Here is a 13,832-nt window from a genome sequence, read left to right as displayed (position 1 = left end):
GAGACATGACATGAACAAGGCCCTCGAAGGCGTCCGCATCCTCGACTTCAGCCATCTGCTGCAGGGGCCGTTCGCCACGCAACTGCTGGGCGACATGGGCGCCGATGTCATCAAGATCGAGCGCGCCGGCGCCGGCGACATGTTCCGTGGCATGACATTCTTCGCTAAATGGGTGGGCGGCTCGGAGAGCCCCAACTTCCTCGCCTGGAACCGCAACAAGCGCTCGATCGCGCTGAACCTGAAGAGCCGCAAGGTACATGCCATCATCATGGAGATGGCGAAGAGCGCCGACGTCGTCGTGCAGAATTTCCGTCCCGGCGTGCTGGCCAAGCTCGGCTACGGCTATGAGGACTTCAAGGCTGTCAATCCGCGCGTCATCTACTGCTCCGGGTCGGGCTATGGCGAGGAGGGACCCTATGTCGAGCGCCCCGGTCAGGACATGCTGATCCAGGGGTTGGCAGGGCTGATCGCCAACACCGGCCGCGGCGACCAGGCTCCGGTTCCCGCCGGCGCGGGCCTCGCCGACCAGATCGGCGCCATGAACATGGTCTATGGCATCCTGTCGGCGCTCTATTATCGCGAGAAGACCGGCAAGGGCCAGAAGATCGAGGTCAATCTGCTGGCCGGTCTTTTGGCGCATCTCAACCAGGAATATGTCGCCGTGCTCAATCTCGGCGAGGATTTCGTGCGGCCGAATTCCGGCATCGGCCATCCCGGCATGCAGGCGCCGTTCGGCATCTACGAGACCAGCGACGGCGGCTACATCTCGATCGCCATGAGCCCGTTCAAGACGCTGTACGAGGTGCTGCGGGCGCCACAGCTTGCCGTCTACGACGATCTTAAGACCCTGTTCGACAAGCGCGACGAGGTGTTCGAAAAGGTCAATGCCGAGACCAAAAAGTTTGGCACGCAGGATCTGTTGGCGCGGCTGCTGGCAGCCGACATCTGGTGCGCGGAGGTGAAGGACATCCGCCGCGCGGCCGAGGATCCGCAGGTCACGCATATGGGCATGATCACCAGCTACGATCATCCGCGCGGCGGCAAGGTGCGGGTGGTGGCACCGGCGGTGAAGATGAGCGAGACGCCGGCGACCATCGAGCGGCCCGCGCCGCTGGTCGGCCAGCATGGCCGCGAGATCCTGGCCGAGTTCGGTCTCTCGAAGGATGAGATCGCAGCGCTGGAAGCATCCGGCGACATGACCGTGGATGCGGCCTGACGATGCGCGCCTACCAGACACTCACGGTTGAAATATCAAGCCGCGTCGCGGTCGTCACTTTCCGCCGGGCCGACCAGCTCAACGCCATGAACCGGCTGATGCAAGGTGAGATCACCGAAGCCTTCGAGGCGCTGTCCGGCGACGAGGGCGTCGGTGCGATCGTGGTGACCGGCGAGGGGCGCGGCTTCATGGCCGGCGCCGACATCAAGGAATATGCCGCGCAGACCGGCCCGGAGTTCGACATTTTCCAGGCCGCCGGCACGCGCATGTACGCGGCGATCGAGAACAATGCAAAGCCGGTGATCGCGGCGGTCAACGGCTTTGCGCTGGGCGGCGGCATGGAACTGGTGCTGTGCTGCGACATCGTCATCGCCAACCAGTTCGCCAAGCTCGGCCTGCCGGAGATCAAGCTCGGGCTGATCCCCGGCGGCGGCGGCACGCAGCGCAGCGTCGCCAAGCTCGGCCGCAACCGCGCCAATTTTCTGCTGATGACCGGCGCCATCGTGCCGGCCTCCGAATTCGTCAATGCCGGCCTGGTCAACGAAATCGTCGACGTCGACAGTTTGATGCCGCGCGCGCTGGAACTGGCCGGGATGATCGCCGCCGAACCCGCCGCCGCGATCGAAGGGTTGAAGACGCTGACGGCGCACGCCGTGGCGGGCGATCTGGCCGCCGGTCTCGCCATGGAGCGCGACATATTAGGCGACCTCTACCGCGGCGAGATCGGCCAGCGGCGCGTCAGGGAGTTCGCCGAGAGGAGTATTGCGAAGGTGAAGAAGGCCGGGCCGTGAAGGGCGGCGACGACTATCGCGGACTAGGTTGGGCCTACGGCGCGCTGACCGTGCAGCGGCTCGGCGCCATGCTGGCGCCGGTTACTTTCATTCTGCAAGACGGCAGGCAGGTCTCGCCGATGCACATCGCGCCGTGGTCGAACGAACCCGGCACGGAGGCGCTGCCAGGCATCCTGCGCAAACTGCGCGGCGAATGGCCCTGCGTGCCCTTCGGTTATTCGGTGCCTGCCGAGGGATGGCCCGGGAACTGGGCGCGCGTGATGGGTTCGCCGGAACCGGAGGAGGAGGTCCATGGCCACGGCTCCAACCATGAGTGGACATGGCAGGCTAGCGGCAGTGGGTCATTGTCGATGTCGCTTGCCTATCCCCAGGCAAGTCCGGTCGAACGCGTCGAAAGGACGGTGCGGCCCGATCCGTCGGCGCCGGCCATCGACATCGAGTTCAGGATCGTCGTCCGCCGTGCCTGCCGCCTGCCGATCGGCCTGCATCCGGTTTTCCGGCTGCCGTTCGAGACAGGCGCCGCGACGCTGGAGCTCGGCCGCTTCTATGAAGGCCGCACTTACCCGCATGACGTCGAACCCGGCGCGGAACTGTTCGCCCGCGGCAAATCCTTCGCCGACTTGACCAGCGTGCCGGCGCGCGCCGGCGGGATGGCCGACGCCTCGCGATTACCGCTCACCGCCGATACCGAGGAATTGCTGCAGATCGAAGGGCTCGGCGGCACCGCGGCGCTTGCCAACCACGCGGAGGGCTATCGCGTAAAACTCTCCTGGCAAAAGGCGCATTTCCCGAGCCTCCTGCTGTGGTACTCCAATCGCGGCCGCAAGGCCGCCCCTTGGAATGGGCGTCATGTCGCCATCGGCATCGAGCCGATGTGCTCGCCCTTCGGCCTCGGCCCGGCAACCGCCCTGGCCGACAATCCGATCGCGCAATCCGGCATTGCGACGGCGCTGGAATTCTCGCCCGAAAACCCGTTCGTGACCCGCTACCGCATCGAGGCATCCGCGCTGTGAGGAACAGTTCCGAGACGTCCCTGGTCAAGCCGAACCGGCCGCGCTTCACCAATATCGAGGGATTGGCCGCGATGGTCGGCCATGGCGACTCGCTTGGCGTCGGCGGCCACCATTTCGCCCGGCTGCCGATCGCCTTGCTGCGCGCTGTCGCGCGTTCCGGCGTCAAGGACTTGCACTACGTCTGCTGGGCTGGCGGCTTGCCGCTTGAACTGCTGCTCGAAGCAAATGCCGTTGCGAAAATCGATCTCTGTTTTTCCAGTCTCGACATATTTGGGTTGCCGCCGAGGTTCCGCGCGGCTGCCGAGGCCGGCGCAATCCCTGTTCGCGACTGGACGGCACTCGCCATGATCCAGGCGCTGCGGGCGGCGCAGCAGAACCTGCCGTCGATGCCGTTCCAACTGCCACTGGGATCGGACATGCTGGCGCGCGTGCCGGGCGCGAGCGCCAAGCCTGATCCGGTGACCGGAACAGATACCGGATTTATCCCGCCGCTGCGGCTCGATACATTCGTCGTCCAGGCCCAGCGCGCCGACGAAAGCGGCAATGTGCAGATCATCGGCCCGCGTGCCTTGGACTTCGCCATGGCCGGCGCTGCCCGCAAGGTGCTGGTCACGGTCGAGGAAATTGTTCCGGTCGGGGCGCTGCGGCAGGACGGCCGCCAGAACATCCTCACCCGCAATCAGGTCTCGGCCATAGCGCTGGCGCCGGGCGGCGCTCATCCGGCATCCTGCCTGCCATTCTACGTCACGGACTATCCGGCATTGTCGGAGGCGTTCGCGGCCAAGGACGCAGCCCTGGCGGACAATCTGCGCATGCCTCCGGAAGGCGTGCCGGAGCCGCTCCAACAAGCTGCGAAAGTCAGCGCCGAGACTGTCCTCGCGATGCCTGGTCTCGTGCATGGCGACAGGAAAGCATCCGTCGACGAGATCATCGCCGCAAGAATCGCGGCCGAACTCGACAATGAAAGCTTCGCCAGTGCCGGCGCCGTCTCGCCGCTCGCCAATGTCGCCTACCGGCTGGCCAAGGCAACGCACGCGCCGGACATGATCATCGCGACGATGAGTTGCGGCCATCTCGACATCGCGCCGAGCCCGATGATCCTGTCGCTGATCGAAAGCCTTGATTGCGAGACGGCGGCGGCGCATGCAGGCGGCGACGATACTTATTCAACCTACTACCAGGCCGGTGCCGTGACGCATGAGATCGTCGGCGCAGCCCAGGTCGACCGGCGCGGCCGCGTCAACACCATCGCGCTGCGCAAGCCAAGCGGCGGACTGATCCGGCTGCCGGGGCAGGGCGGCATGGCCGATGTCGCCAACATGCATCGCGACTATTTGCTCTACGTTCCCCGCCATTCGGCCCAGTCGCTGGTCGAGGGGGTCGAGATCGCCAGTTCCGCACGCGGGCTGCTGACGCCGGCCGAGCGCGAGCCGATGGGCTATCGCACCGGCAAGGCGCTGGTCTTCACCGACCTCTGCATCTTCCGGCTCGACCAGATATCCCGGGAATTGATCGTCATCGAGACAATGCCTGGTACCACGCAGCCGCAGATCCGCGACGCCACCGGATTTGCGGTGACCTTCGATGCCGATTGCCGCGAGGTCCCGCTGCCTTCCAGCGATACGCTCGCCGTCCTGCGCAATCGCATCGATCCGCTCGGCTTGCGCCGCCTGGAATTCGTCAGTGCCAAGGAGCGCGGCGCGCTGATCGCGGAAATCCTCGCCGCGGACCGCGTCATGGTCGAGCGCTGCATAGCTGCACAGCAGAGGTTGTTCACCGCAAGGAGCTAATCCATGCCAAAGCCGTTGCTCGACATGTCGGCCGCGCGCGTCTTCTTCGACGGCATCTTCACCAGCCCGCGCGTCGCGCATCCTGAGGGCGTGGCGGTCCACCGGGATGGCTCGATCTGGTGCGGCACCGAGACAGGTGACCTCCTGCGGCTGGCCGCCGACGGCGGTTCGGTCGAGCGCATGGGCGGCACGGATGGCTTTCTGCTCGGCATCGCCTTCGATAGCGCGGGCAACTGCTTTGCCTGCGATCTCAGGCATGCCGCGATCTTCCGCCGGGACGCCGCGACAAGTCGCATGGAGCGCTTCGCGTCGTCCGGCATCCGTGTGCCTAACTATCCAATCGTCGATGAGGCCAGGGGCTGGCTCTACGTGTCGGACAGCGTCGGCGAAGACAGTCGTTCGGGCATCTTCCGCTACGACCTCAAGACCGGCGAGGGTGGCCTGTGGTGCCGGGAGGCGATGTCCTTCGCCAACGGCATGGCCATGGCGCCTGATGGCAACGGCCTCTATGTCGTGGAGAGCGACGCGCCCTGCATCAGCCATGTGCCGATCCTCGCCGACGGCGCGGCAGGGCCGCGAAAAGTCGTCGTCGAAGGCGTGCACAATGTTCCCGATGGGCTCGCCTTCGCGTCTGACGGCGCGCTGTTCATCTCGTGCTACGAGCCAAGCCGCATCTATCGCTGGCGGCCGGACCGAGGCCTCGAAGTGCTGATCGAGGACCCGGCGGCCACCACACTGGCGCATCCCACCAACATCGCCTTCAAGGGCAACAAACTCTACACGGCGAATCTCGGCCGCTGGCACATCACCGAGATCGATCTGACGGCGCTTCGAGAGCTGGAAAGCTGAACCATCATTCAATTTCGCCACGGCATGGACTGGCGGCCGCGGCTCAGTTCTCGAAGCCTGGCCGCGGCGACGAGAAGCGGCCTCGACGGGTGGTCAACACTTTCATCGAGCTGGCATGCAAATTTTCGAGACCGGTCGTGTAGTGCTCGTTGACGCACGTCGTGCTTGGCTTGCGACTTTCGCGCCACCATGCCCAGCCATCGGCGTCGGGCCACGCTTATGAACAAGGATAATCCTTTGACGATCTTCCCTTTCACCGAGGCCAGTCCGGTCCAGTTTCAGGCGCCGCTGCCGAAGACGTCGGATGTGGTCATTGTCGGCGGTGGCATCATCGGCGTGACCGCGGCCTTGTTCCTGGCCCGGCGCAACATACCGGTGACTTTGCTGGAGAAGGGGCGCATCGCCGCGGAGCAGTCCTCGCGCAATTGGGGCTGGATCCGCCAGCAGGGCCGCGACGCGGACGAACTGCCCATCGTCATCGAAGCGCAGCGTCTCTGGCGCCAACTGGCCGAGGAGTGCGGCGAGGACATAGGCCTCACGCAGACCGGCGTGACCTATCTTGCGCGCACCGACAAGGAAATGGCTGATTTCGCCAAGTTCCTGAAGGTCGCAGAGGCCCATGGCGTCGACACGCGTCTCCTCGACCAGGGCGAGACCGCCAAGCTGATCCCAGCCATGTCTCGCTCCTTCAAGGGTGCCATGACCACGCCGTCGGACATGCGCGCCGAGCCCTGGGTCGCCGTGCCGTCCCTTGCCCGCCTGGCCGCTCGCCAGGGTGTCACCATCATCGAGAACTGTGCGGCACGCATGCTCGATATCTCCGCGGGGCGTATCAGCGGGGTCTGGACCGAAAAAGGCCGCATCGCCACGTCGAACGTGCTTGTCGCCAGCGGTGCCTGGACGTCGCTGTTCCTGCGCGCGCATGGCGTCTCGATCCCGCAGCTCAGTGTCCGCACGACCGTCGCGGCGACCGCGCCGATGCCGGAAATCCATGCTGGCGCCGCCGCGGACGAACGCATCGCCTTCCGGCGTAGAAAGGACGGTGGATACACGCTGGCGGCGGGAGGCAGCCACCTGCTCTATGTCGGGCCGGATGCATTGCGTCACGCACCGAAATATCTGCCCGCCCTGAAGGCGAACCCTTTCGGTACGCGCTACCTGCCGGCGGCGCCTCGTGCATATCCCGACAGCTGGTCTACCCCGCGCAAATGGGATGCCGACAAGCAAAGCCCGTTCGAACGGATGCGCGTTCTCAATCCTGTGCCGGAGCCCAGGGCGCTTCACGCCATCGATCGTGGGTTCAAGGAGCTCTTCCCACAATTCGAGGCGGTGCCGCTCAGGGCAAGCTGGGCCGGCATGATCGATGCGATGCCGGATGTCGTGCCGGTGGTCGATCGCGCCGCAGCGGTTCCGGGTCTCGTCATCGCGACCGGGATGAGTGGCCATGGCTTCGGCATAGGGCCCGGCATGGGCCGCGTCCTGTCCGACTTGATCCAGGGCAACGAGGCTGGACACAACCTTCACAGGTTCCGTCTATCCCGGTTCAGCGACGGCAGCCGTATCCTGATGGGGCCATCGCTCTAGACGAGATGGCCCCGACGTTTCACGCGGCGTAGATAGCCGCGATCTTTCTATTAGTCGGGTTTCGACTGGCCCGGATTGAACTTGCGCCGGGCGTTTTCCAGATGCTCCCGCATCGCTTGGCCAGCGGCTTCGGGATCGTGCCGTTCGATAGCTTCGAACACGTTTTTGTGCCCGGCGAAGCTGATGCGGTTTTCGAGCTCGGTATTGGCCATGTGGATGCGCTGGTTGATCAGCCATTCCACCAGCGCCTCGTGCGCGGCGAGAAAAATCGGATTGCCGGGGATCGCGGTCAGCACGCGGTGAAAGGCGACGTCGGTGAGGGCGAAAGCGCGGGCGCGTGAAATGGCGCGTTCATTTTCGGCAAGCGCCGCCGCCAGCGCGTCGATCTGTGAACGTGTCGCCACCTCCGCGGCATGGCGCGCGATCGAGACTTCGAGAAACAGCCGCAACTGCTCGAAATGACCGATGCCATCCGGCTGGTCCATCAAAAGATGCGCGGTGCCCGTCAGCTGCTCCAGCATGTTCTTCGGCGTCGGTCGCGTCACCTTGGGCCGCTCGCCGCTGTTGATGCGCACGAGGCCCATCTTTTCCAGCGCAAACAACGCCTCGCGCACCGAGGGGCGCCCGACATCGAACATCGACATCAACTCGCGCTCGGACGGCAGCGAAGCGCCGACCGGATAGATCTCGTCCCGGATCATCGCCTCCAGGCGGAGACGGACTTCGTCGGACAATTTTTTTCGAACCGGCATATTGTGCATGGTGTACCTTTTAAGCTATTAGACCAATCACCGCAAGCGAGCACAGAGCAAGGAGTTGTGGATCGCTGGGGCTTGGCGCGACCGAAGGGTAGGAGGAGGTCGCTGCTTGCAATGAGCGACCGGACGCCCAACCGCGACCAAACGACCGCGAGAAAGCGCGCTCAGACGTCAGCCACGACCGGCCGAGACAACCCAAGGGAGGAGAATTCCATGAGACGATTTCTGATCAGCCTTTTGCCGGCGCTGGCGCTCATGCTTGCTGCGGGTGCCGTGAAGGCCGAAGGAGGCGGCACGTTCCGCTCCGCCATGCGTACCGGCTGCATCGAGATGGGCACGCTGCACACCACCTGCGGCCATCGGCTCGACGAGACCGTGCTGCAGGGCCTCGTCCACATCAAATGGACGGGCGACGGCGTGCAGCCGATGCTGGCCGAGAGCTGGAAGACGGCGGACGGCGGCAAGACCTATGTCTTTAACCTGCGCCATGGTGTCAAATGGCATGACGGCACGCCTTTCACCGCCAAGGACGTGGTGTTCAGCCTCAATCTCTACGCCAATCCGAAGGTCGGTTCGCCCTGGGCGCAGAAGCTTTCCGCCGTGGCCGGATACAAGGCCTTCCAGGATGGCTCGGCCACCTCGCTTGCCGGGGTGAAGGCGTTGGACGACGCGACCGTGCAGATCGAACTCGACAGCGCCAAGCCGCTCTGGGTCGAGCTGCAGCTCATCGCCATCAGCATCTTTCCCGAGCACATCCTGGGCAAGGTCGCGCCCGCCGACGTCAAGGGCAATGCGTTCTGGGTCAATCGGGTCGGCACCGGCCCGTTTATCTGGAAGAAGTATGAGAGCGACCAGTATGTCGAGGTCGACCGCAATCCCGACTATTTCCTCGGCGCGCCCAAGCTCGACCGCATCATCTACCAGATCTACAAGGACGTGCCGCCGATTATCGCCGCGCTCGAGACGCAGGAGGTCGACGCCATGTCCTATGAGGGCGGCGGCGTGCCGATCTCCGAACTGCCCCGCCTGCAGAAGCTCGACTATCTGACGGTGCTGCCGAAATTCTCCGCCGGCTTGCCGACCTATCTGCAGTTCAATCTGGAGAACAAGCGCTTCGCTGATGTGCGCGTGCGCCAGGCGATGCTCTATGCCATCGACCGCAAGGCGATCATCGACACCGTCAAGCAGGGCGCCGGCGAACTGTTGAACACGCTGTTCCCGCAGGATTGGGCGCGCGCCAAGGACCTCGAACCCTACGACTACAATCCCGACAAGGCCAAGCAGTTGCTTACCGACGCGGGCTGGGATGCGAGCCAGCCGGTCGATTTCATCTACTACTATTCCGACCAGATGAACGTCGACACCGTCACCGCCATCCAGAGTTATCTGGCCGCCGTCGGCGTCAACATCCAGCCGCGCCTGCTCGATCCGGCGGCGATCAACCAGGTCTATGCCGACGGCAGCTTCCAGATGGGCTTCTTCGCGCAAGGCATGGGGCTCGACCCCTCGCTCGGCTCGCCCCTGGTGGTCTGCGGCGCCAAGCCGCTCGCCATGGGCTACTGCAACCCCAAGGTCGATGAGCTGTTCAACAAGGGTCTGGAGTCAAACGACCGCACCACACGCGCCGCGAGTTATCAGGAGGCCTCGCGCATCCTCAACCAGGACCTGCCCAAGGCCTGGCTTTGGAACGAGGTGCGGCCGCTCGCCTTCAACAACCGCATCGTCGGCCTCGCCCAGCACTTCAAGCAACAGCCGCTCGTGATCTTCAACCACCCCGTCTACAACGAAGTCGAGAAATGGGAGGTGGCGAAATAGCCGCGGATAGCCTTGCCGGTCGTGGGGCTCTGCCCGAGCCTCACGATCCGTTGTCTCAGAACCGCCTTCAGCCATAGGAGAGGCCGGTGCTCAGCTATCTCCTGCGCAAACTCTTGCTCAGCATCCCGGTGCTGTTCGGCGTCACCGTGATCGTCTTCGCCATCGCGCATGCCATGCCGGGTGACGCGGTGCTGGCGATGATCACGGCGGAGGCGCCGTCGAGCGAGGAACTGATTGCCATGCGGCGCGGCGAACTCGGCCTCGACCAGCCGGTCTACATCCAGTACCTCCACTGGATCGGCCAGATCCTGCACGGCAATCTCGGCCGCTCCTTCGTCAATGGCCGCAGTGTCGGCGACATCATCGTCGAGCGGTTGCCGATGACGCTGGAACTGATGGGCGTCGCACTGCTCGTTGCTTTCGTCATCGGCACCACGCTGGGCGTGATCTCGGCGCTCAGGCAATACAAGCTCACCGACTATTCGCTGACGCTTGCCGGCTTTGTCGGCGTCTCGATCCCGGACTTCTTCATGGGACTGCTGCTCGTCTACGTCTTTGCCCTGGAGCTGCGCTGGCTGCCGTCGTCGGGCATTTCCACGGCTGGTGAAAACTTCTCGCTCCTCGACAATCTCAGGCACCTCGTCCTGCCCGCAGCCGCACTTGCGTTGTTCCGTGCCGCGATCTTCATGCGCTATGCCCGCGCCGGCATGCTCGAAGTGCTGAACCAGAGCTATATGCGCACCGCCAAGGCCAAGGGCCTCAAGCCCCGCACCATCACGTTGCGCCACGGCCTGCGCAACGCGCTGATCCCGCTGGTTACCGTCTTCGGCCTGGCGCTGCCGACGCTGTTCGGCGGCTCGGTGGTGATCGAGACCATTTTCCAGTGGCCAGGCATCGGCCTGATGTTCATCGATTCCGTGGTGAACAGGGATAGTCCCGTGATCATGGGCTACGTGCTGATCACCGCCATCATCGTCATGCTGGCCAATCTCGGCACCGACCTCGCCTACAGCGTGCTCGACCCCAGGGTGAGCTATGACTGACGCCGCCCTCGACATGACGATCGCCGCCGGCGCATCGCGCGGCCTGTGGGGCGAGGCGGCGCGCCGCTTCCTCAACCACCGCCTGGCAACGCTCGGCCTGATCATGCTCGCCATTATCGTGCTCGCCTGCGTGCTGGCGCCGCTGATCGCCCATTACGGCCCCAACGAAATCGATCTCAGGGGTCGCAACCAGCCGCCTGGCGGCATGCACTGGCTGGGCACGGACGGCACCGGCCGCGACATCTTCGCCCGCATCCTCTATGGCGGCCGCATATCGCTGACGGTCGGCTTCGTCGCCGTGGCGATCTCGGCGGCGATCGGCATCTTCATCGGTTGCGTCGCCGGCTATTTCGGCGGCAAGGTGGACCTCCTGCTGATGGGCCTGATCGACATGGTGCTGACCTTCCCGCGCCTGGTCATCATCATTGCCTTCGTCGCGGTCGTCGGGCCCAGCATCTTCAACACCATGGTGGTGATCGGACTGCTCAGCTGGCCTTCCATCGCCCGCCTGACGCGTGGTGAGATCCTGGCCTTGCGCAACCAGGAATTCATCCTGGCCGCGCGCTCGCTCGGCACCTCGCCCCCGGTCATCATCCTCGAACACATCCTGCCCAATGTGCTCAGCCCAATCCTGGTGGCGATCACGCTCGACGTGGCGACCGTCATACTGCTCGAAGCTTCGCTCTCCTTCCTCGGCCTTGGCGCGCAGGCGCCGGCCGCCAGTTGGGGCAACATGCTGCGCGACGCCCGCACACTGTCGATCCTGGAGAGCCAGCCCTGGATGTGGATCCCGCCCGGCGCGATGATCGCCATGGCCGTGCTCTGCATCAACTTCGTCGGCGACGGCCTGCGCGATGCGCTCGACCCGCAGCACATCATGGGTGGCAAATGATCGGCGCCGACACGCTTGCCGTCGACAGAACCTCGAAGGGGATCGGGCGGCAGGCGGTGCTTTCGGTGCAGGGGCTGAGCGTCGAATTTGGCCCGAGCGGCAATTCCGTCTATGCCGTCAACGACGTTTCCTTCGACCTTGCCGAGGGCGAGTCGCTGGCGATCGTCGGCGAGAGCGGCTCCGGTAAATCGGTCACCGTGCAGACGCTGATGGGCCTGATCCGCAAGCCGCCCGGCCGCGTCACCGCGGGCCGGGCTCTGTTTCGTGGCCGCGATCTCCTGGCCATGCCCGACAGAGAGCTGCGCCAGATACGCGGCCGCGACATCGCCATGATCTTCCAGGATCCGATGTCGTCGCTGAATCCGGTGCTGACCATCGGCCTGCAACTGACCGAGGCGCTGCGCGAGCACCAGGGCCTGAACGACGCCGAGGCCGAACGCCAGGCTCTCGACATGCTGGCGCTGGTCGGCATCGCCAACGCGCCGCAGCGCATGCGCGCCTTTCCGCACCAGTTCTCGGGCGGCCAGTTGCAGCGCATCGGCATCGCCATGGCGCTGGTGTGCAAACCGTCGATGCTGATCGCCGACGAGCCGACGACCGCGCTCGACGTCACCATCCAGGCGCAGATCGTCGAGTTGGTCGTGCGCCTGCAGAAGCAGCTCGGCATGGCAATCATCTGGATCAGCCACGACCTCAGCCTCGTCGCCGGCTTCGTCGATCGCGTCGCGGTGATGTATGCCGGCTCGATCGTCGAAAGCGCGCCGGTCGGCGATTTGTTTTCGGCAACCAAGCATCCCTATACGATCGGCCTGTTGAACTCGATCCCGTCGCTGACGGCGGCCAACACCAGGCTGGTGCCGATCAAGGGCGCGCCGCCCAATGTCACGCTGGCGCCGACCTTCTGCGCCTTCGCGCCGCGCTGCGACCATGCCGAGGCGCGCTGCCGCCAGGCAAGGCCGCCGCTGGAAGCTGCCGGTGCCGATCACACCGTCGCCTGCTGGCGCTGGCGGGAGGTGGAACGGGGGCCGCGCACGGGCGCCGGCGCCGCTGACAAGCCGGCCGTTACGGCACCGAAGCAGGAAGCGCTGCTCACCGTCACCGATCTCAAGGTGCATTTTCCGATCCGGCGCGGCGTGCTCAGGCGGCAGGTCGGCGCGGTGCATGCCGTCGACGGCGTCAGCTTCGAGGTGATGCGTGGCGAGACGCTCGCGCTGGTCGGCGAAAGCGGCTGCGGCAAATCGACGACCGGCCGCGCCGTGCTGGGCCTTGAGCGCCCCAGCGCCGGCAGCATTGTCTTCGAGGGCAGGAATTATGCGGGCGCGACAGGCGAGGAGCTGAAGCAGCGCCGCCGCGACATGCAGATGGTTTTCCAGAACCCGTTCGGTTCGCTCAACCCGCGCATGACCGTCGGCCGCATTATCGGCGAAGGGTTGCGTGCGCAGAAGATCGGCACCCGCGCCTCGCGCGATGCCCGTGTCAGCGAATTGCTGGCGCTGGTGGGTCTCCGGGAAGCGCTGCGCAACCGCTATCCGTTCGAACTCTCCGGCGGCCAGCGCCAGCGCGTCGGCATTGCCCGCGCGCTTGCCGCCAATCCGAAATTCATCATCGCCGACGAGCCGATCTCGGCGCTCGACGTTTCGATCCAGGCGCAGATCGTCAATTTGCTCGACGACCTCAAGCCGCGCCTCGGCCTGACCTATCTGTTCGTCGGGCACGATCTGTCGATGATCCGCTATCTCAGCGACCGCGTCGCGGTGATGTATCTCGGCCGCATCGTCGAGATCGGCACCACGAAAGCGGTGTTCGGCGCACCACTGCATCCCTATACGCGCGCGCTGTTGTCGGCGATCCCGGAGCCCGATCCCAAGGCGGGGGGCACACGCCGCCGCATCGTGCTCGGCGGTGGCGTGCCCGATCCGTCGAAGCCGCCGCCCGGCTGCCATTTCCATCCGCGCTGCCCCCTGGCGACCGAGATCTGCACCAAGGTCGATCCGGCACGGCGCGATTTCGGCTCCGCCGGCACCGGCCAGCATCTCGTCGCCTGCCACCACGCTGGCGAAGCCACATTATGACAAATCTGG

11 protein-coding genes are annotated in these 13,832 nt (G+C 65.1%); 10 read left to right on the top strand and 1 reads right to left on the bottom strand.

What is annotated here, in order from left to right; genetic code table 11:
* The first annotated feature begins 10 nt into the window (after positions 1–10).
* The 6 genes from EN850_RS26100 (at position 11) to EN850_RS26075 (ending at position 7,243) form a co-directional block, all read left to right on the top strand.
* Positions 11–1,216, top strand: a complete 1,206-nt coding sequence (locus EN850_RS26100) for a CaiB/BaiF CoA-transferase family protein (protein WP_135861840.1) — start codon at positions 11–13, stop codon at positions 1,214–1,216.
* Positions 1,217–1,218: 2 nt separating this feature from the next.
* Positions 1,219–2,007 (top strand): enoyl-CoA hydratase/isomerase family protein, encoded by a 789-nt coding sequence (locus EN850_RS26095; RefSeq protein WP_135930432.1) that lies wholly within the window; start codon positions 1,219–1,221, stop codon positions 2,005–2,007.
* Positions 2,004–3,020 (top strand): hypothetical protein, encoded by a 1,017-nt coding sequence (locus EN850_RS26090; protein WP_136092573.1) that lies wholly within the window; start codon positions 2,004–2,006, stop codon positions 3,018–3,020. The genes EN850_RS26095 and EN850_RS26090 overlap by 4 nt, the downstream gene beginning before the upstream one ends.
* The gene (locus EN850_RS26085; protein WP_246689279.1) at positions 3,017–4,810 is read left to right on the top strand and encodes a CoA-transferase; all 1,794 of its coding nucleotides are present in this window, start codon (positions 3,017–3,019) and stop codon (positions 4,808–4,810) included. Before EN850_RS26090 ends, EN850_RS26085 begins: the two co-directional genes overlap by 4 nt.
* 3 nt (positions 4,811–4,813) lie before the next feature.
* Complete coding sequence (locus EN850_RS26080; RefSeq protein ID WP_136092572.1) at positions 4,814–5,659, top strand: SMP-30/gluconolactonase/LRE family protein; 846 nt, start codon at positions 4,814–4,816, stop codon at positions 5,657–5,659.
* Between the two features lie 237 nt (positions 5,660–5,896).
* Entirely contained in the window at positions 5,897–7,243 is a 1,347-nt protein-coding gene (locus tag EN850_RS26075; protein ID WP_136092571.1) for an FAD-binding oxidoreductase, read from the top strand.
* Between the two features lie 50 nt (positions 7,244–7,293).
* Here EN850_RS26075 and nanR read toward each other — a convergent pair whose 3' ends face one another.
* Positions 7,294–7,995, bottom strand: coding sequence for a transcriptional regulator NanR (gene nanR / locus EN850_RS26070; protein ID WP_281407298.1), 702 nt, complete (start codon positions 7,993–7,995; stop codon positions 7,294–7,296).
* 219 nt (positions 7,996–8,214) lie between these two features.
* Here nanR and EN850_RS26065 point away from each other — a divergent pair, with 219 nt between their 5' ends.
* The 4 genes from EN850_RS26065 (at position 8,215) to EN850_RS26050 (ending at position 13,823) form a co-directional block, all read left to right on the top strand.
* On the top strand, positions 8,215–9,816 hold the full coding sequence (locus EN850_RS26065; RefSeq protein ID WP_189591228.1) for an ABC transporter substrate-binding protein: 1,602 nt from the start codon (positions 8,215–8,217) through the stop codon (positions 9,814–9,816).
* 86 nt (positions 9,817–9,902) lie between these two features.
* Positions 9,903–10,859, top strand: coding sequence for an ABC transporter permease (locus EN850_RS26060; protein WP_127275910.1), 957 nt, complete (start codon positions 9,903–9,905; stop codon positions 10,857–10,859).
* Positions 10,852–11,751 carry an oligopeptide ABC transporter permease gene (gene opp4C, locus EN850_RS26055; protein WP_136092568.1) on the top strand — a complete coding sequence of 300 codons (900 nt, stop codon included), beginning with the start codon at positions 10,852–10,854 and terminating at the stop codon, positions 11,749–11,751. The genes EN850_RS26060 and opp4C overlap by 8 nt, the downstream gene beginning before the upstream one ends.
* The gene (locus tag EN850_RS26050; RefSeq protein ID WP_136092567.1) at positions 11,748–13,823 is read left to right on the top strand and encodes an ABC transporter ATP-binding protein; all 2,076 of its coding nucleotides are present in this window, start codon (positions 11,748–11,750) and stop codon (positions 13,821–13,823) included. The genes opp4C and EN850_RS26050 overlap by 4 nt, the downstream gene beginning before the upstream one ends.
* The last annotated feature ends 9 nt before the right edge of the window (positions 13,824–13,832 follow it).

It is taken from the genome of Mesorhizobium sp. M8A.F.Ca.ET.207.01.1.1 (genome assembly GCF_004794715.1).
GTDB lineage: Bacteria > Pseudomonadota > Alphaproteobacteria > Rhizobiales > Rhizobiaceae > Mesorhizobium.
The sequence above is the reverse complement of the archived record's forward strand: the minus strand, read 5'-3'. Positions and strand labels throughout refer to the sequence as shown.